Raw genomic sequence first — 20,192 nt, 5'->3', positions numbered from 1 at the left:
GCCGGGGCTCAGTCGAGCAGATAGCCGGCCGGAACCGCGTCGGTGAGCCAGACACCGTTGGCGCTGCGGTGAAACACGTGCCCGGCGGCGGCCATCGCCGCCGCGTCGATGGTGAGGATCACCACCCGACCGGCCCGTCGGGCGCCGACCCGGCGGGCGGTCTCGGTGTCGGCGGAGAGATGGACGTGATGCCGGCCGCCGCGGTGCAGACCGGTGGCCCGGATCGACTCCAACGCACCGGCGCTGGTGCCGTGATACAGCCGGTCCGGTGGGGTCACCGGGGGCAGCCCGAGGTCCACCGGGACCGAGTGACCCTGGTTGGCCCGGATCCGCAGCACCCCGTCGGTGCCGCGCTCGACAGCGAACCGCTGCTTGTCGTTGCCGGCGACGACCGCGTCCAACTCGGCCCGCTCGATCCGTAGGGCGGCGAGCAGAGCGTCGACGGGGGTCCAACCGGCCGGGTCGAGCACCAGGCCGGCCCGGTCAGGGGCGTGCCGGAGCGCCTTCGCCATCCGTTTGCCCACCTTCACCAGGCGTTCGCGTTCCACGGTGGCATTGTGGTTGATCCAGTCGTTCGGATCGAGCGGATTTCCGGCGACACCGAACCCGGGTTCCTCCCCGGTGGGCCTGGCGGCTACGGGCGGCCGGCTCGGACCTGTCTACGGGAAAGCCGGCCACCCCGGCGGTCGTCGCGTCCCGGACCGCAAGGAGGCCGACGTTGGTGCCCGGGTGATCGGCGGGGACCTGACCGACGAGGTGGTCACCGCCCGCACGCGGCAACCCGGCAAGGGTCTACTGCTGACCAGTGAGTTCGGCCTCCGCAGTCGTCACCCTGTGCACCACCTGAGCGGCCCCTGCCGCAGGTCTACCGCAGCAGCGGCAGGTGGGGATCCGACAATCGTCGGCTCCCACCTTCATAGCCGCATTCGGACAATTGACCGATGCTGCCGGCGTCAGCGCCCGGTGAACACGATGTTTGAGGATTGCCCGTTCTGCTCTTCGCGCTTCAGGCGCTTCGCAGTCTGCTTCTCCTTGGTCGTCTTACCCTTCTTCGTGACGTTCGCCTTGGTCGTCGAGTCCCCGGCTCGGCCTTCGGCGTTACTGCGCCTCGGCGAACAGCTTCGTTATCCGCTGCACCCCATCGACCAGGTCGTCGTCGGCAAGCGCGTACGAGAAGCGGAAATAGCCCGGGGTGCCGAAGGCCTCGCCGGGAACAACCGCGACCTCCGCCTCCGTGAGCACCAGGTCGGCCAGTTCGGCGCTGGTGCTCGGGCACCGCCCCCGCAGTTCCCGCCCGAGGATCCCCCGGACGGACGGGTAGGCGTAGAAGGCACCGCGCGGCTCCGGGCAGACGACGCCGGGGATCTCGTTCAGCATCCGCACGATCGTCTGTCGTCTGCGGTCGAACGCCGTCCTCATCTCCGCTACCGCGCTGAGATCACCGGACACCGCGGCGAGGGCGGCCGCCTGTGCCACGTTGCAGACGTTGGAGGTGGCGTGGGACTGGAGGTTCGTGGCTGCCTTGACCACGTCGCGCGGGCCGATCAGCCAGCCGACCCGCCATCCCGTCATCGCGTACGTCTTGGCGACCCCGTTGAGCACGATGGACTGGTCCGCCAGCTCGGGGACCGCGGTCACGATGCTGGTGAACTCGGTGTCGCCGTACGTCAGGTGTTCGTAGATCTCGTCGGTGACCACCCAGATGCCGTGGTGGACGGCCCAGCGCCCGATCTCCACCACCTGCTCGCGCGGGTAGACGGCACCGGTGGGGTTCGACGGTGAGACGAAGACCAGGAGCTTCGTGCGACTGGTACGCGCGGCTTCCAACTGCGCGACGTCGGCCAGGTAGCCCGTTCCCTCATCGGTGGTGACCTCGACAGGCACGCCGCCGGCCAGCTTGATCGCCTCAGGGTAGGTGGTCCAGTACGGGGCAATGATGATCGCCTCGTCGCCCGGATTCAGCAGCGTCGCGAACGCCTCGCACACCGCCTGCTTGCCACCGTTGGTGACCAGCACCTGCTGGGAATCGACGCGGTAGCCGGAGTCACGCAGGGTCTTTGCCGCGATCGCCTCGCGCAGTTCGGGCAGCCCTGCGCTGGCCGTGTAACGGTGGAATCTCGGTGCCCCACACGCCTGCCGGGCTGCCTCGACGATGTAACCGGGAGTCGGGAAGTCGGGTTCGCCAGCGCCGAACAGGACGACCGGCCGTCCGGCCTCCTTCATCATCTTGGCCTTGGCATCGACGGCAAGCGTGGCGGATTCGGCGATTGCAGCTATCCGGGAGGAAATCCGCTTCATGATGACCATGGTGCCAGGGCCGCGGGGCGGCGGGTGGACCGGCATTGGCCGATGTGACTGGAGATGTGCACGTCCATGCACCGGCGTAAGACCCTCGTCGTTGTCCTGGACGCCGCCCGAGAGCAAGGCCAGCCAGCCGAACGAGGCCAGGACGATCAACCAGATCCCGAGCACCAGCCAGGCGGCTCGAATGGGCCGACTCGCGTTGATCTGGGCCTACCAAACCACCCCTGCGGTCAGCAGCACCACTGGCGCCAGGGGCAGGACGTGGACGTCCTGCCGCTGATCGTGGTGAGTCTCCGGCTCGGCAGTGCCGAACGGGTTGTCGATGATGTACCGCCAGCGGCCGTCGGGACCGCGGCGGGCCACGTCGGTGGCGGTGCCTTCGAGGTGTACGGGACGGCCGTCGTGATCGGTGCCGTCAATGGTCCAGTCGACGATGAGCAGGGCGATGTCGTCGGCCACATAGACGTGGCGGGGCCGTACGTCGATGGGGAGCCCGAGGTCGAGGAGGCGCTGGGCGCGTAGGTAACCAAACGGTGCGAGGCGCCTGGGATCGTGACCTGGTGCCGGACCAGCGGGGCGCGACCCGCCGGCCGGAGCTCAGTTGCCCCGTCCAGGTTGCCCTGGCCGCGGTGCGCCCACTGCTCGTCGAGCTCTACCGCACCGGTGACGCGCTGTTGCGCGAGCGAGCGTGAGAGCTCAGCCACGGGCCGAGTCGAGTCCGCGACGACCGATGGACGGACCGCCACTGGCGGCGAGGGTGAGTCGTCCCCGGCCGAGAAGAGGATCGGGTTCTGCTGGCCGGCCTGGCGCTGCGCGAGGTAGGCCGTCAGATCGGCGCCTCCGCCGACAGCGGGACCGGCCCGTCAGCCCTCGATGGGCGTTCGGCGGGCACCGGCGGGCCAGAGGATCGTGGTCGGGACGCCGTGGTGCCGCGCCCAGTCGATGGTCCGGTCCGTCGATGCGGGGTGACAGCCCGGTTTGCCGTCCCACACCGCCACGAGTCGCTGCACCCGTCGGACCAGCTCCCGATTGGCGACCACGTAGGCGGCGGTGCCCGAGCGGTCGTAACCGGTGTGGACGACCGCTGCCGCCCGGTCGAGCAGCTCGTCGAAGGACAGCCGGTTCTCCGGCCTGATCACCGCGACCCGGTAGTCGCGGGCCGGCAGGATCACCTCGTACGTGCCGCCCAGATCGAGGATCGTGCGCGCGAAGACCTGGTCCGCGCCGGCCGCCAGGCAGGTCACACCGTGTACGGGACGGTCGCTGATCCGGCCCAACTCGACGCGGAGGGCGTCGGCGACGAGCAACTCGGTGTCGCGGGTCAGGTTGATGTGCCCGGTCACGCCGACGCGGACCGGACCGGGGTCAGGCGGCATCCCGCGGGCCTCTCCGCTGCGCGGGCACCGGGGGTGTCAGCCGGATCAGCTCGAACCCGCTGTCGGACAGCACGTCGGGCAGTGCCCGGATCCCCTCGCGGTTCTGCTCCTGCACGTCGGACGGCAGCTCCTCCCACGGCCGCAGGGCGGGATGCCGCCGCTGGGCGTCATCGCGCGGGTCGCCGTACGTCCAGCCGTCCCCGCGCCGTTCCCGGCACCACCGGTCGTGCTCCAGGCGGGCGAGTTCCTCGATCCGGTCGTCGATGGCCTGCCCGGCGGAGGCGTCACCGGTGCCACCGTGGCGGGGCGCCACGACGCAACCGAGATCCAACAGCTTGGCGGCGATGTCCTGCACGTGGGCCCGGTTGGCCCGCCGCAACGACTCGGGTAGTCGTGACCAGTTCACCATCGCCGGGGCATCGCCGAGTCGTACCCCGGCGCGCTGCTGGGCCTGGACGTACCGCTCGTGAATCAGCCGGGCCAGCCGCTCGGTGAGGTCCTCGGCGATCAGCCGGGCGTCACAGGCGTGGGTGAGCACCGGATAGAGGCGGAGCTTGCCGTGCACCTCGTCGAGCAGGTCGTGACGGGAGTCGCCGTGGAAGGCCGCGGCGAGCGCCGCCTGCCGGTAGACCGGCACGAACACGGCACTCTCGGCACCCTGCCAGAGGGCGGGCGTGTCCAGTACGAACTGTAGGCCGCCGATCTCGTCCGCTGCGCAGATGTAGATGCGGTCGTAGCGGCCCCGGCCGAGACCGACGACACCGTCGAGATCCAGGTCGTACGCGGTCAGCTGGCAGACGGTGGCCAGGAACGGGTAACGCGACGACGCCAGAGCGATCTCGGTGCCGGCGTCCGGTGCCACGACGTCCACCCGCAGGGGTGGCACGGCGTCGCCCGCGGGGGTGTCGGCCCAGGATGCGCGCCAGTGCCGGGCGGTCTCCACCAGGAGGGCCCGGCGGAAGGTGCCGGTGCCCGCGATGAGGATCCGGGTCGGTTGGTCTTCCGCGCTGGGCAGCGGGTGGTGCCGGTGCAGTGCGCGTGCGGCGACGTCGTCGACGTGGAAGTAGTCCAGCCGCAGCCGGCTGGATCCGGCGGCACCGAGTCGTCGGGCCTGCAGGGACAGGCACATCTCCGAGTCGTGGACCAGGATGTAGACCCGTGGTGGTTGCCGTCGGTCCTGGATGAGCCGGTTGGCGGTGTTGGCGATCGCGTGGTTGCGGTCGTCGTCCTCGCTGCAGGCGTAGATGGTGTGGGCTCGGGGCAGGCCGGCGCCGCGCAACACCTCGGGGCTGGTCGGGTCGCCGACCACGCCGAGGTACCGGCGCCACCGGTACTCCAGCGGCCCGAACGGTTCGGAGCGCACCACCACCACACGTTCGCCGTCGGCGAAGAGCCGGTCGGCGAGCATGTGGGCGAACTGGGAGTCGCCGCAGACCAGGACGTGACCACGTGCCCGCCGGGCGCGCAGGCGGCGACTCTCGGCGGCCAGCAGCAACCGGCTGGCCTCGGCCACGGCCAGGAGCGTGAACAGCGGGGCGGCGAACCGGGCGACCTGCAACTGCCACGGGTAGGGACCGGCGTCCTGGAAGGGTTCGGCGCCGAAGACGAAGAGTTGCAGGTCGTAGTAGAGCAGGTCGTACGGATCGTGGGCGACGTCCGGTCGGGCCTGGAGCAGGCGCTCGAAGCCGGCATAGCCGAGGACGAGAGCGGTCAGCCCGATCACTCCGAAGAGGACTCGCAGGCTCCAGCCGGTCGGGCGGGACGAGCCGGCGACCGGATCCGTCATGAGCTCATGGTATTTGACGAGGTCGATCGGATCGTCGCTTGACGCGCCCGCGGGTGCACCTACGGCTCTGGGTCGATCACGGAAAGTCGTCGGGTCGGGTGTCGGGCAGCGTGGCCAGCAGTTGTCCGGCCAGCCGCCGCACCGCGCCGTCGTCCTCCTGGTGCGCGAGCCGCACGAGCACCTCCCGGGTCCGGGTGTCCCGATCGTAGTGACGGGTCAACGCGAGCAGCGCGGTCCGGCGGATCTCCCAGTCATCGTCGTCAGCCAGCCGCAGCAGCAGGTCCCGTACCCCTGTGCGGCCGGCCAGGGTGGCGCCCAGCTGCTCCACCGCCCGGCGGCGGACCTCCAGGGCCGGATCGTCGCGAACCAGCCCGACCAGCAGCACCTGAACCTCCGGGTCGGCGCCGAAGTGCTCGCCGAGCGCGGCGGCGATGCGGGCGCGGATCGCCGGGTCCTGGTCCGACAGGCGGCGCATGAGCCGCAGCGTCACCGCCATGGACGCCGAGCCATGCTTGGTCAGACAGCGCACGGCCGCGTCGAACACGGTCGGGTCGGTGTCGGACTCGACGCGTTCCAGCAGCACGTCGGTCACCAGCTCCGGGCTCCCGTACGCGCAGAGGGTCTGCACGGCGGCCAACCGGATGCCGACGTAGCTGTCTCGGCGCGCCCGCCGGCACAGTGTCTCCATCAGGCCCGGGGCGTCCCCGTGGCGGGCGAGCGCCTGGGCGGCGGCGCACAGCACGTTGGGGTCGGGGTCCCGACTGACCTGGTCGGCAAGGCACTCCCGCACCTCAAGGTCGGGTGGGTCGGCGAGACGGGCCAGGCTTCGGGTGACCCGCAGCCGGACGATCGGGTCCCGCTCCTGGGAGGCGCGGCCGATGAGCAGATCTCGGGTCGCGTGGCCGAACAGCGGTCGCCCGGTGAGCAGGTCGACGGCGGCGAGCCGGACGCTCGCGGTCGGATCGCGTCGAGCGCTCTCCAACAGCAGTTCCCCGGTGCGGTGGTCGGGGTAGGCCTCGGCCAGCGCGCGCACCGCGGCGAGGCGTACCGTCGCGTCCTCGTCGACGTGAGCCGAGCGGGCCACCACGGTCCACCCGGTGTCGTCGGCGCGGTCCTGATCGATCAGAGCGGTGACCGCGGCGGCCCGCACGGAGGACTCCTCGTCCTGCTCGATCTGATCGATCAGCCGGGCCCGGCAGCGCCCCTCCGGGTCGGGGACGAGCGCCAACCGCTGCACGGCGACCGCGCGGATCCGCGCGGACGGGTCCGAGCAGGCCAGCTTCAGCAACAGCTCGGTGCTCTCCGGGCTGGGTCGCTCGGGCAGCAGCTCGATCAGAACGCAGCGTCGGACCTCGTCCGGGGCGTCGCCGGTGACCCGCTGCAACGCCGTGTCTCGTGCGCTCTCGGCGGATTCCGGCAGAACCAGCAGACCCTTCAGCACGCACTGCACCACACCGGGGTCGGTGTCGGTGGCCAGCAGCCGCTGCATCGTCTCGGGTGCGTCCGGCAGGTCGGCGCACCGCGCGGTGAGCACTACGGCGGCGGCTCGCCGCACTGCGGCGGCGCTGTCCCCGGTGGCCCTGGCCAACACCTGGCGGACGTCGTCGGAGAGGTCGGACCGGGTGCCGAGGGACTGCACGGCCAGCGCCCGCACCGCGGGATCGGGGGAGTGGGCGAGGTCGCGCAGCACGTCCACGAGGTCGAGGTGGGCGCCGAAGTGGGCGACCAGTGCGCGTACGGCGGCCTGCCGCACCGCGGTGGATACCTCGGCCTGCGCCTGGGCGAGCAGCATGTCCCGGCATCGGCGACTGCTGCCGCCGGTGGCCTCGAGGCGGCCGGCGGCCTCGGCCAGCCCGGCGACCAGGGTGAGGTGGGCCTGCCGCTCGCGACCCTGGCCCAACTCCCGGACGAGCAGGTCCTCGATCTGCTCCTCGGCGGTGGACAGCACCGCCGCGATCCGGGTGGCGAAGGCAGAGCCGGATCGCCAACTGGTCCGCACCCCGCGGCGGCGGTACCAGTGCAGGAAGATCTCCCGGCCGGGCCAACTCGGGCCGAGCGCCCGAATCGAGGACAGCAGCTCCTGCTCGGTGAGATCCACCAGGTTCGGGTCATCGGCGGAGATGCCGTGCTCGATGAGACGTACAACCTGGCGCAGCACGGCGTCGCCCGCGCCGGCCAGGTCGGCGGGCTGCGGCGCCTCGGCCACGCACTGCGCCGCCAGCACCAGGTTCCACGGCGGGCCGGTCAGGTTCAGCGGCGGCCACGGTTGGGTGGCCTCGGTGGCGAGCAGGGTGACCAGCTCGTTGGCGATCTGGGCGGGCAGGGCGCTGGCGACCAGTCGAAGCACCTCCCGCCACGACGGATCGGCCCAGTGGTCGCGAAACAGTGAACGCAGACGATCGGGGCCCCAATTGGCCTTGTCGTGTTCGCATCTGTCCACGATCTCTTCGGCACAGAAGAACTCCAGGAACGCGCGGTGCACGAACCCGAACAGTCGCAGTCCGTACCGTTCCAGGATGAAACTTCGCTGCCGCAATTTGTCGATCATCGAGTAAGCCATGGCGAGCGCCCGCTCATTCTCGAAACCGTAGAACGCGACGAGGTGGTCCCGGAAGATGCGAGCCAGTTCGTCGGATTCAATGTAGTTGCCGGCGGGGCCGGACTCGCGGACCTGCATCCAGTACGCCAGGTGACGCAGCAGCCGACGCTTCGCCTGCAGGTCCAGCGACGGCACGTCGCCGTGGCTCTCGCGCAGTTGCTTGGTCACATCCCACTCGGAGATCAGTACGTCGGTCACGTGCGCGTAGAGCCGGCGTCGGTTGCGTGGCAGCGGGTGACCCCGGCCGACGATCGCCATGAGCATCAGCAGCAGGGGGTTGCCGGCGATCTCGCGCATCGCCCGGGAACTGCCCACCACGTCGAGGATCTGCCGCCGCTGCCGCTCCGCCTCTGCGGCCGGCGTGGGCATCACGTAGCGGTACCAGTTGCCGAGAAACCTCGCGATCTGCTCGTCGTCGAGATCCTCCAGGGTGAAGTGGTCGAAGCCCGCGTTGGCAAGGGTATGCCGCTGGTAGCCGGCCACCCGCGAGGTGACCACGGTCAGCACGCCCGGGTACTCGTTGGCGAACGTGGCGATCTGCGCGGCCACCTCCTCGCGCTGCGCCGGGTCGAACACCTCGTCCAGGCCGTCGAACAGGAACAGCGCCTGGCCGCCCTGGCGCAGGTACGCCTCCAGCACGTCCTGGTCGATACCGGCCAGCCCCTGCTGGTGGCGGTGGCCGACATAGTCGAGCAAGCCGTCGCACCGGCCGTCCCCGTGATGGGTGGCGTAGGAGCGCAGCTCGATCAGAACGGGTAGGTACCGCTCCAGCGCGCTCAGTCGAGGCTCGACGCAGACCCCGGCCAGCGTCAGCGCCAGGTACCGCGCGGCCGCGGACTTGCCGGAGCCGGGGTCGCCGAGCAGCATGATCGTGCGCCGGCCCGGGTCGGACACCACGTCGAACAACGACAGCTCGTCCTTGGCGGCGTACTCCTCCCAGAGCCGCTCCACCTCCTCCGGGTTGACCACCCCGGGCAGCCCGCCGACGTCGTCGCCCGGTGTGGAACCGGCCCAACGCCACCACGCCAGCGGCATCTCCGGTCGCGCGTCCTCGTGGACGCGGGGCTCCACGAACACCTTGGGCAGCCCGACGGTGAGGTAGCCGATGGTGGGACGCGGTGAGACCGCGTCCACCGAGACGGCCTGGTATCTCAGCGACAACTGCTTGTAGTACTGGTTGCGGACGGCCGTCGGCAGGTGGGTGTCCGGGTCGGCGGGCTCGCGCGCCGGGGACCTGCCGCTGCGTACGTCGGCCAGTGCGGCGGTCACCTTGGCGGTGAGGTCGTCCACGCCGGAGAAGAAGGCGCAGAGGTGGCGCTCCTTGAGCTCACGGCGCAACGCGACGATCTGCTGCCAGTCGGCATCCCGGTCGATCATGTCGACCGGCCAGGGTGTGTCCTCCGCGAGCAGGAATACCAGGCAGGGCTTTCCCGCCGCGAGCGCCTCCCGGTATTCCAACTCGGTGATCGAGGACTCCTGGCCGGGCGGCCGGAACCCGTACCGCCAGGCGAACAGCCCGACGTAGAGGTCGCACCGGCGCACGTCGGAGAGGCAGCGTTCCAGCGGCGGCCGGATGTCGGCGCCGTACGCCTCCATGGCCACGTCGTCGATCTCCAGACGGCGAGCCACGGCGTGCACGGCAGCGCGGTATTCCAGCAGGTCCTTTTGGGTGGCCGAAATGTAGACCTTCATGAACGGCAAACTCCAGGGGGTGGCTGGCGACCGCACCATTGAAAATATCAGCCGCTGTCACGTCCGTCCGACCGCGAACACTCCGAACGCCGGCCGTACATGGGATTCCCGCCGACCCCGGGCCTATGATGGCCATCAACAGATACGGATCCGGGCGGTCGAATCTCGTAATCGTGAAGTTTTGGTTGTCCGGTGTGGATCCGTGTCCGTGCCGGTCGCGAGGGTGTACATCAATCAGCATGAGCCGCATACCGCGGGATGAGCGCGGGTCGGTGGCAGCGTTGCGGAGGAAGCCATGCTCACGGTCGGTGAGGTGCACACCAGCCTTCTGCAGCACAGCACGGCGTTGGCCCAGGAGCAGAGCGCCGAGGTGCTCAGCCTGATCGAGGGCGAGGCCGTGCTGACCTCCCGGCGGCCATCGCTGTACGCGGTGTCACCCGATGTCCGCACCGGTGTCGACTGCTGGCTCCCGAGTGCCAGGAAGCGCCAGTTGCGGGGGGTGGGAGCCGTCGTCACCCGGGCCGTCATCACCGGCGGCCGGATCGTGCAGGCCTCCTCGGTCATCCACGTCGTCGCCGGCGAGCGCCGCCAGCCGTGGTCGCACTATCTGGCCAACCCCGGCGTGCTGGAGACGGTCGGCAAGCTGGACGTCGCCGACCTGAGCGCGGGCTTCCTGCAGGGCAACAACGCCGACGTGCTGAACCTGGAGGCGATCACCGGCCGCGTGCTCGACGGTGTGCAGATGTCCGACCTGCTGGACCGGCGCCCGCCCCTGCGCACCGCCCGCACCCGGCTGCGCTGGACCGCGCAGGCCGACGAGCGTCCGAACCGGGACGTCTCGGCGGTGGTCACCGTGGACTCGCCCACCCTGCGCACGGTCGAACTCGTGCTCGACCCGCAGGACGTGCCGGCCGCCGTGGCGGGGCTCTGCGAGGATCTCGCGTTGCACGACTGGCTGCTGACCATGCTGTCCTCGCTGGTGGAGTCCGCGGTCACCCGATCGGCCTCCGGGCAGGAGCACGTCGAGCGGCTGCGGCCGGTGCTGGAGCACCTGCTGCACCTGTGGCTGCCCGGCGCGCGGGTGCACCCGCGGCTGCGGCCGATCTGGGACCAGTTGGAGCAGGTACCCGGGTTCAGCCGTCAGTGGAACTCGTCGGTCAACTGGATCCGGGATCAGATCAGCGTGAGCAACATGGCGCTGCTGCGCGACCTGGCCGGCCGGGTGACCGTCGACGAGCCGTGCGGGCCTTGAGCGCGCTCAGTCGCCGATGAACACGTAGCTCAACCGGTCGACCAGCTCGCTGGGCAGGTGCAAGCCCTCGCCGCCGGCCCGTTTGGCGACCTGCTGCGCGACCGCCGGCGGCACCGCCACCTGGCCGAGGATGGTCCGTACGGCCAGCTCCACCGGCAGGTACTGGGTGCCCATCAGGGTCAGCGTCCGATACGCGCAGAACGGCGCGGCCGCCGGGTTCAGCTGGACGATCGCCGGCAGTTCGTCCCAGTCCGTCGGCAGCTCGCCGGTCAGCCGGCACGGCTGCGTCATCGTCTCGCCCTGGTGCCGGAGCACGCCGAGTCGGGTCATCTGCCAGACCGAGGCGAGCAGGGCGCAGGCCCACACCCGGGCGTCCGACTCGTCGGACCAGAGCTCGATGTCGACGAAGATGGAGTGCCGGGGATCGCCGGACTGCAACGGCGGAGACCACGGACGTGGCAGGGTCATCGCCGGCGCGTCGACGTGCCCGGGGGACCGCTTACCGTTGGACAGCCAGCCCGACTCGATCAGCGGCGGACGACTCCCGGTGGTGTGCCGAGGTGGTTCCACCACCAGTGTGTCGACCACCAACCGAGCCAGCTCGGCACCGTCGTGCCGGGCGAAGCTGGACTCCCGGGCCACGTAGTCCAGGATCAGGCCGTGCTCCGCCGCGGCGCTCTGCACCTGCGGGATCACCTCGCGGGGGGTGCCGAAGCGGTGGAAGTAGTCGTCCAACATGAAGCAGGTGCTGATCCGCGGCTCGCGGTGTGCGGGCAGCCCTCGTCGGGCCAGGGCCGGGATCGCGGCCGACCAGTCCGCGATCCGCTCGAACTTGCGCCGCAGTTCCTCACACCCGTCGCCGAAGTCCTCCGCGTAGAAGTGCCCCAGCTCCACGGACAGATGCGAGTACGCCACGCTCTCTGTACGTCGCACCGCAGCCGCCTCCTGGAACCTGACATCCATGCCGATCACGCCGTGTCCCATGCCGTCTCGTCGAAAAGCTTCTCGGTCAGGTCAACGAAGGCGTCCACCGTCTTGACGTTGGCAATCTTGGCCTGCACGTCGTGATCGGAGATCAGCTGCTCCCGCCACTGCAGCAGAGGATCCAGCGGCACCACGCCGAGCAGCGTCGTACGCCCGACACCCCGTCGTCGGGCCAGCTCCGACAGCTCCTCGTCGCACTTGCGCAGGAAGGCCTGCTGGGCGAGGCCGAGGTGGCCGACCTCCGGACCCCGTGAGTCGATCACCGCCGTACGGATGAAGCGCAGCGACTCCCGTAGTTTGTCCGGCTCGTGGCCGTACTCCTTGCCCATGGCCACGATCCCACCCGCCTCGAAGGCCAGGTCCGCCGCGGCGGTGACGTGCTGGGGAGTCCACCTGTGGAAGACCAACCAGCGCACGGCGACCTTGCGCAGGGTCGAGGTCGCGGTGGCGGCCAGCGCGATCTGACTGGCGTACGACCGGCCGGCGCTGAGGTCCACAAGTGTCAGGTCGAACTCCTCCTCCAGGCGGAGGAATAGCTCGGCGCAGCGCTTGGCGATGTCGTTGGTGAAACCGAACTCGCTGCCGTTGCGTTGCCCCGGCAGGAGCACCAGCGGACCGGACCCGATGGGCCGCTGCCGCAGGCTGGCACGTTCGGAGGTGCCCCACACGTCCAACTGCTCCGGCGACGGGATCTCCCCGCGCAGATATCGGTGCAGGCCGCCACCGTTGGGTCCGGCGCCCTCCACGCCATTGACGGCCTGCGGAATCTGGAACGTGATGCCGGCGGTCGGCGAGCCGAAGTCGTAATCCAGGTAGCAGGTGGGGCGACCGGACAAGGCGCTGCGGTAGGCGATGTTCGCCGCGGTCACCGACCGCCCGGTGCCGCCCTTGTGTGACGTGACGAAGACCAGCATTCAGATCCCCTCGCTGGCCTTCTGCTGCCCGGTGGCGACGTCGTTGAGCAACAACAGGAGAGTGTTCACCAGGGCGGCCGCCGTGCCCGGTCGCTCGTCGACCAGCAGCTGCGCCCGGCCCAGGCTGGCTCGGATGCTGCGCATGCTGCGTTGCATCGCCTCACCGTCGAAGGTGCCGCGCATCAACTCCCGGTCGAACAGGTATTCGGCCTCGTCGATGAGGTCCTGCGCGTAGCCGGCCAGCCGGCCGGCTCGGGGGAACGGCCGCTCCCACAGCAGCTGACCGGAGGTGACCAGCGCCTGCACCACCCGCTCGGTCAGATACCAGGAGGGTGCGCCCGGCTTCGGCGCCAGGCCGGGAAAAGCACCACCGGCGTGGTCCCACAGCCCCTGGTGCCGGCCGTCCGGAATGCGCCGCAGCAGCAGGTGGTCCCACACCTCGTCGGCCAGCTCGAGCAGTTCACTGCGCCGGCGGGCGTTGCTCAGCAGACCGGCGACGGTGGCCGCCCGCTGGAGCAGCACCGTGGAGAACTCGTTCACGTTCCACGTCATGATCGGCTTTGGCGTGTCGTCGTTCAGGGTCACCCGCTTGCCTGGCGCGTGCACGAACAGCGCCGGTTCGCCGGGCGACGCCCGCCGGGTGATCCGCGCCCGCTGCGCGAGTTCCACCAGCACCGAGGCGATCCGCCCGAGCTCCTCGTCACCGCCGCGCCCGACGGCGATCAGGCCCTTCACCGCCAGCGACGTGGCCTGGAGGGTGTAGTAGTCGGTCCGGTCACCGTCGGTCGTCCGCCAGGGGATGTCCTCGATGGGCCACCGCCGCCGGTTGCCGAAGGTCGCCACCGTCGCCCAGTACGTCCGGGTGAGCTCCCAACGCAGTTGCAGCGCCCGGGACAGCCGCTGCTGCTCCTCGTTGAGCAACCCGAGCAGCCGGGTGCGTTCGGAGTTCAGGTCCTCGATGGCGTCCATCGCGATGACCGTGAAGTAGAGGTAGGGGGCGTTCTCCGCCGTGCCCGCACGCTGCCGGCCGATCGGCTCGGTGGTCGGCACCTCCTCGGCCCCGGAGATGAGCCCCCACGACCAGCCGCACTCGAACAGCATCTCGCTGTTGTCCAGGTCCTCGGTCACCCGACCCGACCCGATGATGACGCTACGCAGACTCGCCATGGTGTCCCGCAACTGCTCGCGCAGGGCGGCCACCAGCTCGCGGCGCGGCAGCTCGTCCTGGTTGACCATGTCGCACAGACGAATGCCGTACTCGTCGGTGGAGGTGAAGACGAAGGTGCTGAAGCTGCGGAGCAGGCCGACCATCGCCGCCGTGAGGCGCACGCTCGCCATCGCGTCCAGTTCGTCCAGTTGCGCCAACAGATCGCGCCGCTGGGTGGAGCCGCGGTAGACCTTGACGAAACCGATCGTCGCCAGCGTGAGGGTGACCGACACCGCGAACGAGTCGACGATGTCCAGGGAACGCTGCTCGTCGGTGAGCTCCGGACCGCCCTCCAGCGGGGTGAGGTAACTGCCCCCGGCGAAGATCGGAGTGCCGGCGTCGTCGGTGTACCGCCGGAAATAGTCGATCATCACGCTGACCAGGCGGCGGGGAATCTCGATCGCGCCGCCGAGCGGGCTGAGCGCGTCGATCACCTCTTCGTCGGCGCGGTCCGGGTCGTCCAGTGACAACACCGGGACCTTGGCCGCGGGGAGCAACAGGGTCAGCAGTTGCTCCGCGTCGCTGATCGAGTTGCTACCACTTCGGCTGCCCCAGTGCCATTCACCGTTCGCCCAGCAACTGCGAACCGTAGCCCGCCAGATGTCGAGGATCTCCTGGCGCGGCTGCATCCGCATGATCCACCGCCGTCTGTTGTAGTGGTCGACTCGAAACCGCTGGTATTGCCGTGCCCACGATGGCGTACAGCATCATGGTAGCGGGCCAGTCGAGTGCCACTTGAAGGCTTCGATGGCCGCGTGTGTCGGCGCTGCGGCCAATCGGATGCGATGCAATGCCGCGCCGCCACGTCGTGCCGTACCGCACGACGTCGGCGTATCCCACCGACACGTGTCGGCGCTATCCGCGGGTACGGCCGGTGGCCAGCAGCATGCTCAGATACCCGTCCCGCAGCGGCGGCCTGGGTCGCACCTCGTGGACGTCCAGGTCGTACGCGCCGGCTGCGATGCTGGCCACCACGTCGGCGCGCTGCAGCGCCACCGCCGGGAACGTTCGCCGACCGACGCTGTAGCCGAGCGACCCGAGCATGACCGTCACGGCGAAGGGCGACCCGGGCCGCAGCGCGTCCAGAAACCGACCGATCGCGTGCTCGGCCTCGGCCCGCTCGGCCGAGATGGAGCAGGCCACGAAGAACATCGTGCCGGCGCTCCAGGCGTGCCTCGGCAGGGTGAAGACGCTGGCCCGCACCACCCGGCCCACCTGCGCCAGGCGCCGGCGCGGGTCCGCCAGTGCCGCGTACGCCGGGTGCTCCGCGCACACCCGCCAGTACGGGTCCCAGAGCTCGTCGTAGCTGTCGACCTGGGTGCGCAGCCAGTCCACGTTCGCCGTCGACCACTCACACAGATCGACGGCCTTCGCGAACGGCAGCAGCGACAGCGCCGGGTACAGATTCGCTCCCGACCCCACGTCGACGCACCGCGCGTCGGAGAGTTTCGCCTCGGCGAAGAAGTCTCGGACGCGGCAGAGGATCTCCCGATCGTCGGACCGCAGATCCGCGTAGTTGTGCCGGACATAAGCCTGCGGGTCGAAGCTGTCCCACTCGACGTCGGAATTGACCGGCCTCGGTGACTGAATTGGCGAGCGTGGTGTCGACTCGCCGCAACCGCCCCCAGTCGCCGGGGTCAACGCCATAGACGGGCCTCCATCGGGTTGGCGGATCACCGCGGTCGCTGAAGCGGCGCTCACCGCACTGCCCATTATGTAGCAGAGGTGGTGTTGGCCCACAAGTGTAGGGACTTCACCATCGGCCGGGAATGACGACGACAGGACGGTGGCCGGATGTCGACATGCAGATCTCGCCGGTGTGGACCGACCCGAGACCAGCTCCCGGCCGACGCGTGGGAGGTGGCCGCCGGGGCGGCGGGGGCGGTGGCCAGCACGCCTGCGCCGGTCGCGGCGAGGGCGATGGACTGAGTACCTGCCCTCAGGTGGCCGGCTCGACCGGCCAATAGTGTTGCCGCGTGGTGACATTCCTGCGTCGGTGGACGCTGCGGGCCGCAAGCTTCGCCCTGACCTGGCTCTACACCCTCTACCGGATCCATCCGGCGGTGTGGCGGCTCACGGCACGTCAGTACCGGCCCTACCTGGGCCGCTTCGCCCGGCTGCACGCCTGGATGACCTGCCAGTTCGCCGCGATCGACGTGCCCGCGTACGGCGATTTTCTTCGCCGCCACCACTGGCGGTTCCGCTGGTTCGATCTGTCGTCCTACCCGCCCACCGACAAGCGGTCGTACGTGCAGGCGTACCCGGAGGCGCAGCGTTGTCGGCACGGGGAGATCGAGATCGTCGGCAGCGTGGTCGACGAGTCGTCGGGCTCGTCCGGGCAGCCCTTCAACTGGATCCGCAGCCGCCGCGAGCTGCGCTCGGTGCACAAGAACCTGGCCGGCTACGCGACGATGGTGTTCCCGTCGAAGCGCCGGTTCGTCATCAACGCGTACTCGATGGGCGCCTGGGCCACCGGCACCAACACCGGCATCGCCATGTCGAAGATCGCGATGGTCAAGAACACGGGACCCGACCTGCGGAAGATCGTCGACACCCTGTCGTACTTCGGCCCCGGCTTCGACTACATCGTCACCGCCTACCCGCCGTTTCTCAAACACCTCCGCGACAAGCTCGACGCCGACGGCTTTCCCTGGGCCGACTACCGCATCAGCGGACTGGTCGGCGGTGAGGGGATGACCGAGGCGCTGCGTGACTACCTGGAGGAACGCTTCGTCAAGGTGCGCTCCGGCTACGGGGCCAGCGACCTCACCATCGGCATGGCCGGGGAGAGCGACTTCAGCGTCTGGGTGCGCCGACAGCTGCGTACCGACACCGCGCTGCGGACCGCCCTGCTCGGCGCCGACGAGCACCGGCTGCCGATGGTCTTCCAGTACAACCCGCTGGAGACCTACCTGGAGACCACAGCGGACCACGAGGTGCTCTGCACGATCAACTCCACGGCGGTGCTCAATCCCCGGGTCCGCTACAACATCGGCGACGAGGGCCGGCTGATGTCGTACCCGGATGTCCTGGCCGCGATCGCCGACCCCGCGGCGCGGGCCGCCGCGGACCGTGCCTGGCAGGTCGACCGGATGCGCCTACCACTGCTGTTCCTGTACGGCCGCAAGGACAGCACGATCTCGTACCTGGGCGCCAACATCTACCCGCAGGACGTCGAGTACGGGCTCTACGCGGGCAATCCCCAGGCGCACCTGCTGCAGAGCTTCTGCCTCGCGGTGACCGAGCAGGCCGACCTGGAGAGCCGGCCGGTCGTCAACCTGCAACTCCGCGAGGGTCTGGCGCTCGACCCGGTGCAGCGGCGAACCCTCTCCGACACCTGCCGCGTGGGAGTGCTGCGCCACCTCGCCGAGGTCAGCCGGGACTTCGCCGAGTCCCTCGCCGAGGACCCGTCCGCGGCGGACCTGCGGGTGGAGGTCCACGAGTACGGCACCGGCCCGTTCGCCGACTCGGCGTCCACAATCAAGAACGTCTACCTGGTGAAGGGTGTGCCGGCATGAGGACGACCGACTTCTCCGCCGCGCCCGCGGTGGGTCAGGCGACAGCCATGTTCGTCGGCGCCACCCGTTACCGGGGGCCGCGCTCGATCATCACGCTCACCCGGACCTGGTTCCGAATGGTCCGGCAGATGAGACGAATGGACGGATACCGCTGGCACACCGTCTACTACCAGTTCCCGTTCACACTCGGCACCATCGCCTTCTTCAGCGACCGTGACGCGCTCCTGACGTTCGCCCGCAGCCGCCATCACCGTGACCTCATGTGCTGGGTGACCGATCACGGCACGACGAACGCGACAGGCGGCTACATCCGCCTCTACAACGCCGAGCCCGAGGGCTACAGCAACGGCATCTGGCGCGCCGAGTCCGACGGCATGGCGCACATTGCGACCTTCACCCCGCTCTCCCGCGAGACGTCCGGCCCACCGGTGCACCGCGCATGAGGCTGGAACCCGTGCAGTCGCGGGCCGACCTACGGGAATTCGTCGACTTCCCGCTCCGACTCCACCCGACCGACAGGTACGTACCCCTGGTGTCATCGGTCATCGCGGCCCACTGCGACGCCGCCGAACTGTTCGTGGTCCGCGACCGACGCGGCGAGGTCGTGGGCCGCACCAGCATGCACCGCAGCGCGCCCTTCGACGCCAAGGTCGGCCCGCGGCAGCTGTTCGGGCACACCGAGTTCGTCGACGACGACGCCGTCTTCGCCGCCATCATGGACGCGGTGGAGACCCGGGCCGGCGATCGACCCCTGTTCGGGCCGGTGGCCCTGTTGCCGAACCAGACCGGCGGGGTGATCACCTCAGGCTTCGCCGACCGTGGCTTCGTGGACTCGGCGTGGAACCCCGCCTACTACCCGGACATGTACGAGCGGCACGGCTTCCACCGTCGCTTCGAGGCCGACACCTGGCTCGTCGACCTCGGCGGTACGGCCACGGCTGCTCGGCCCACCGCCGGTGCGCCGGCCGGGACCGACCAGGGGTTCGCCTTCGACGATGCCCGGATGGCCGCCGAACAGCTCGTCATCCGGCACGGCTCCAGGTGGCACCTGCGCCGCCAACTGCCGATCCTGCGCCGGATGCTCAACGCGAGCTTCGCGCAGTTGGGCTACTACACCGACATCTCCGCCGAGCAACTGGCGGAGCAGACCGACGGCCTGGCGTTCCTGCTCGACGAGGCGCTGCTGCTCTGGCTGGAGAAGGCCGGCCGACCCGTCGCGTTCGTCGTCACCGTGCCCGACATCTCCGAATACCTCATGAGCGTCGGCGGTCGGCTCGGCGTCCGCAACCAGCTCCGGCTCCTCGCCACCCGCCGCCGGTACCGGCGCGACGCGGTCCTCATCATCAAGGGCACCGTGCCCGACGAGCAGGGCAACGGGTACCTGACGCTGCTGTCCCGGGAGCTGCACCGCAACCTCGCCCGCAACGGCTACCGGACGCTGCGCAGCACCTTCGTCGAGCGGACGAACGTCGCCTCGGCCGCCCAGTACCGGCGCGCGGGTGGGCGGCCACTGCACGGGTACACCTTCTACGAGCGAGGCGCCGTGTGAGCTGGGTCGAGCAGTTGCGGGCCACCGAGGCGATCTGCCGCCGGGCACCGAGCGCGCACAACACGCAACCGTGGCGACCGGAGTACCACACCGACGAGATCAGCATCGACGTCGATCCGGCCCGCCGCCTGCCCGACTCCGACCCGACCGGGCGGGACCTGGCCCTCGGCATCGGCGCGTTCGTCGAGACCTGCCTCATCGTCTCCGCCGAACTCGGCCTCACCGTCACCGTGGCGCCCGGTCCACGACTGGTCCCCGCGGCACACCGGTACGCGACTCCGTTCACGATCGCCGACATCGAGGCCCGCCGGGTCGCCCGCGGTCCCTATACACCCGGGAACGTCGACGACGCCGTCCTCGCCGACCTCGAACCGGGGTTCGCGCACGTCCCGACCCGGGATCTCGTAGCGGACCTGCTCGTCGCCGACCGGTGGATGTTCGGCACACCTGCCGTCGCGGTCGAGCTGCGGGACTGGCTGCGCCTGAGCCCACGCCACCCTCGATACCACCTCGACGGACTCACCGACCGAGCGCTCAACCTGTCCCGGACCGAGGCGCGCGTCCTGTCCGCCGCGCTGCGCGCGTACCCCGTCACCCGCCGACTGGGCCTGCCGGCGCTGCTGGCCGCCAGCGGGCGCGGCCTGTTGCGCTACGACGGCAGCGTCCTGGTCCTCCTCGCCGCCGCCGACGACGACCGGATCAGCGCCGGCCGGCGCCTGCTGCGTACGTGGCTGACTCTCGCCCGGCACGGGCTGGCGGTCCATCCGCTCAGCCAGCTCATCGACTGCCCCGCGACCGCCGGTCGGCTCGCCGAGCGGGTCGCAGGCCTTCCGCTCGCGGTCTTTCGGGTCGGCCGACCCCGCACCGCCCCGGTCCGGTCCGCCCGACGCGGCGAGCAACCGTCGACCCAGCCGCAATAGCTCCAGTCGTGGGTAGCGGTCACGGTGCTGGCAGTTCCCGCAACTGACCGCGCGTCCAGCGGTGCGGGCGATGCGGTCGGGGTTGGCCGAG

General features: G+C 70.1%; 15 protein-coding genes and 1 pseudogene. 6 read left to right on the top strand and 10 right to left on the bottom strand.

The window, feature by feature from the left end; all coding sequences use genetic code 11:
* Positions 1-8: 8 nt before the first annotated feature.
* The 3 genes and pseudogenes from ACFYPM_RS11260 to ACFYPM_RS11250 form a co-directional block, all read right to left on the bottom strand.
* On the bottom strand, positions 9-548 hold the full coding sequence (locus ACFYPM_RS11260; protein ID WP_387194166.1) for an RNA 2'-phosphotransferase: 540 nt from the start codon (positions 546-548) through the stop codon (positions 9-11).
* Positions 549-1,098: 550 nt separating this feature from the next.
* Complete coding sequence (locus ACFYPM_RS11255; protein ID WP_387194163.1) at positions 1,099-2,298, bottom strand: pyridoxal phosphate-dependent aminotransferase; 1,200 nt, start codon at positions 2,296-2,298, stop codon at positions 1,099-1,101.
* Between the two features lie 309 nt (positions 2,299-2,607).
* Positions 2,608-2,817, bottom strand: a pseudogene (locus ACFYPM_RS11250) (YybH family protein); the annotation flags it as partial.
* Between the two features lie 47 nt (positions 2,818-2,864).
* Between ACFYPM_RS11250 and ACFYPM_RS11245 the strand changes: the two are divergent.
* Positions 2,865-2,996, top strand: a complete 132-nt coding sequence (locus tag ACFYPM_RS11245; RefSeq protein ID WP_387194160.1) for a hypothetical protein — start codon at positions 2,865-2,867, stop codon at positions 2,994-2,996.
* Between the two features lie 171 nt (positions 2,997-3,167).
* Here the strand turns inward: ACFYPM_RS11245 and ACFYPM_RS11240 are convergent, their stop codons facing one another.
* The 3 genes from ACFYPM_RS11240 to ACFYPM_RS11230 all read right to left on the bottom strand — a co-directional run bounded on the left by ACFYPM_RS11240 (position 3,168) and on the right by ACFYPM_RS11230 (position 9,757).
* Positions 3,168-3,680, bottom strand: a complete 513-nt coding sequence (locus ACFYPM_RS11240; protein WP_387194157.1) for a hypothetical protein — start codon at positions 3,678-3,680, stop codon at positions 3,168-3,170.
* On the bottom strand, positions 3,670-5,466 hold the full coding sequence (locus tag ACFYPM_RS11235) for a RyR domain-containing protein (RefSeq protein WP_387194155.1): 1,797 nt from the start codon (positions 5,464-5,466) through the stop codon (positions 3,670-3,672). The genes ACFYPM_RS11240 and ACFYPM_RS11235 overlap by 11 nt, the downstream gene beginning before the upstream one ends.
* Positions 5,467-5,542: 76 nt before the next feature.
* Complete coding sequence (locus tag ACFYPM_RS11230; protein ID WP_387194153.1) at positions 5,543-9,757, bottom strand: HEAT repeat domain-containing protein; 4,215 nt, start codon at positions 9,755-9,757, stop codon at positions 5,543-5,545.
* Between the two features lie 295 nt (positions 9,758-10,052).
* Here ACFYPM_RS11230 and ACFYPM_RS11225 point away from each other — a divergent pair, with 295 nt between their 5' ends.
* Complete coding sequence (locus ACFYPM_RS11225; RefSeq protein WP_387194151.1) at positions 10,053-11,009, top strand: SCO2521 family protein; 957 nt, start codon at positions 10,053-10,055, stop codon at positions 11,007-11,009.
* A 6-nt stretch (positions 11,010-11,015) separates the two neighbouring features.
* Here ACFYPM_RS11225 and ACFYPM_RS11220 read toward each other — a convergent pair whose 3' ends face one another.
* The 4 genes from ACFYPM_RS11220 to ACFYPM_RS11205 all read right to left on the bottom strand — a co-directional run bounded on the left by ACFYPM_RS11220 (position 11,016) and on the right by ACFYPM_RS11205 (position 15,761).
* On the bottom strand, positions 11,016-11,972 hold the full coding sequence (locus ACFYPM_RS11220; protein ID WP_387194446.1) for an SCO2522 family protein: 957 nt from the start codon (positions 11,970-11,972) through the stop codon (positions 11,016-11,018).
* A gap of 5 nt (positions 11,973-11,977) precedes the next feature.
* Positions 11,978-12,907 (bottom strand): SCO2523 family variant P-loop protein, encoded by a 930-nt coding sequence (locus ACFYPM_RS11215; RefSeq protein ID WP_387194149.1) that lies wholly within the window; start codon positions 12,905-12,907, stop codon positions 11,978-11,980.
* Positions 12,908-14,749 (bottom strand): SCO2524 family protein, encoded by a 1,842-nt coding sequence (locus ACFYPM_RS11210; protein WP_387194147.1) that lies wholly within the window; start codon positions 14,747-14,749, stop codon positions 12,908-12,910.
* A gap of 220 nt (positions 14,750-14,969) precedes the next feature.
* The gene (locus ACFYPM_RS11205; protein WP_387194144.1) at positions 14,970-15,761 is read right to left on the bottom strand and encodes an SCO2525 family SAM-dependent methyltransferase; all 792 of its coding nucleotides are present in this window, start codon (positions 15,759-15,761) and stop codon (positions 14,970-14,972) included.
* A gap of 329 nt (positions 15,762-16,090) precedes the next feature.
* Between ACFYPM_RS11205 and ACFYPM_RS11200 the strand changes: the two genes are divergently transcribed.
* Genes ACFYPM_RS11200 through ACFYPM_RS11185 form a run of 4 tightly spaced genes read left to right on the top strand, consistent with a single transcriptional unit; the run spans position 16,091 to position 20,101 of the window.
* Positions 16,091-17,632 (top strand): phenylacetate--CoA ligase family protein, encoded by a 1,542-nt coding sequence (locus tag ACFYPM_RS11200; protein ID WP_387194141.1) that lies wholly within the window; start codon positions 16,091-16,093, stop codon positions 17,630-17,632.
* On the top strand, positions 17,629-18,075 hold the full coding sequence (locus ACFYPM_RS11195; RefSeq protein ID WP_387194138.1) for a DUF4188 domain-containing protein: 447 nt from the start codon (positions 17,629-17,631) through the stop codon (positions 18,073-18,075). The genes ACFYPM_RS11200 and ACFYPM_RS11195 overlap by 4 nt, the downstream gene beginning before the upstream one ends.
* Positions 18,072-19,181 (top strand): hypothetical protein, encoded by a 1,110-nt coding sequence (locus ACFYPM_RS11190; RefSeq protein ID WP_387194136.1) that lies wholly within the window; start codon positions 18,072-18,074, stop codon positions 19,179-19,181. The genes ACFYPM_RS11195 and ACFYPM_RS11190 overlap by 4 nt, the downstream gene beginning before the upstream one ends.
* The gene (locus tag ACFYPM_RS11185; RefSeq protein WP_387194133.1) at positions 19,178-20,101 is read left to right on the top strand and encodes a hypothetical protein; all 924 of its coding nucleotides are present in this window, start codon (positions 19,178-19,180) and stop codon (positions 20,099-20,101) included. Before ACFYPM_RS11190 ends, ACFYPM_RS11185 begins: the two co-directional genes overlap by 4 nt.
* Positions 20,102-20,192: the final 91 nt, after the last annotated feature.

Origin of the sequence: Micromonospora sp. NPDC005203 (assembly GCF_042872705.1) — a bacterium.
GTDB lineage: Bacteria > Actinomycetota > Actinomycetes > Mycobacteriales > Micromonosporaceae > Micromonospora.
Note: the sequence above shows the minus strand (reverse complement) of the source record. Positions and strands in the feature narration are given on the sequence as shown.

What these genes read in the sequence shown, in the direction of transcription:
- ACFYPM_RS11255 (WP_387194163.1), bottom strand. Translation starts at nt 2,298, where the DNA reads ATGAAGCGGATTTCCTCCCGGATAGCTGCAATCGCCGAATCCGCCACG.
- ACFYPM_RS11205 (WP_387194144.1), bottom strand. Translation starts at nt 15,761, where the DNA reads ATGGCGTTGACCCCGGCGACTGGGGGCGGTTGCGGCGAGTCGACACCA.
- ACFYPM_RS11210 (WP_387194147.1), bottom strand. Translation starts at nt 14,749, where the DNA reads ATGCGGATGCAGCCGCGCCAGGAGATCCTCGACATCTGGCGGGCTACG.
- ACFYPM_RS11195 (WP_387194138.1), top strand. Translation starts at nt 17,629, where the DNA reads ATGAGGACGACCGACTTCTCCGCCGCGCCCGCGGTGGGTCAGGCGACA.
- ACFYPM_RS11220 (WP_387194446.1), bottom strand. Translation starts at nt 11,972, where the DNA reads ATGGATGTCAGGTTCCAGGAGGCGGCTGCGGTGCGACGTACAGAGAGC.
- ACFYPM_RS11240 (WP_387194157.1), bottom strand. Translation starts at nt 3,680, where the DNA reads ATGCCGCCTGACCCCGGTCCGGTCCGCGTCGGCGTGACCGGGCACATC.
- ACFYPM_RS11230 (WP_387194153.1), bottom strand. Translation starts at nt 9,757, where the DNA reads ATGAAGGTCTACATTTCGGCCACCCAAAAGGACCTGCTGGAATACCGC.
- ACFYPM_RS11235 (WP_387194155.1), bottom strand. Translation starts at nt 5,466, where the DNA reads ATGACGGATCCGGTCGCCGGCTCGTCCCGCCCGACCGGCTGGAGCCTG.
- ACFYPM_RS11215 (WP_387194149.1), bottom strand. Translation starts at nt 12,907, where the DNA reads ATGCTGGTCTTCGTCACGTCACACAAGGGCGGCACCGGGCGGTCGGTG.
- ACFYPM_RS11225 (WP_387194151.1), top strand. Translation starts at nt 10,053, where the DNA reads ATGCTCACGGTCGGTGAGGTGCACACCAGCCTTCTGCAGCACAGCACG.
- ACFYPM_RS11190 (WP_387194136.1), top strand. Translation starts at nt 18,072, where the DNA reads ATGAGGCTGGAACCCGTGCAGTCGCGGGCCGACCTACGGGAATTCGTC.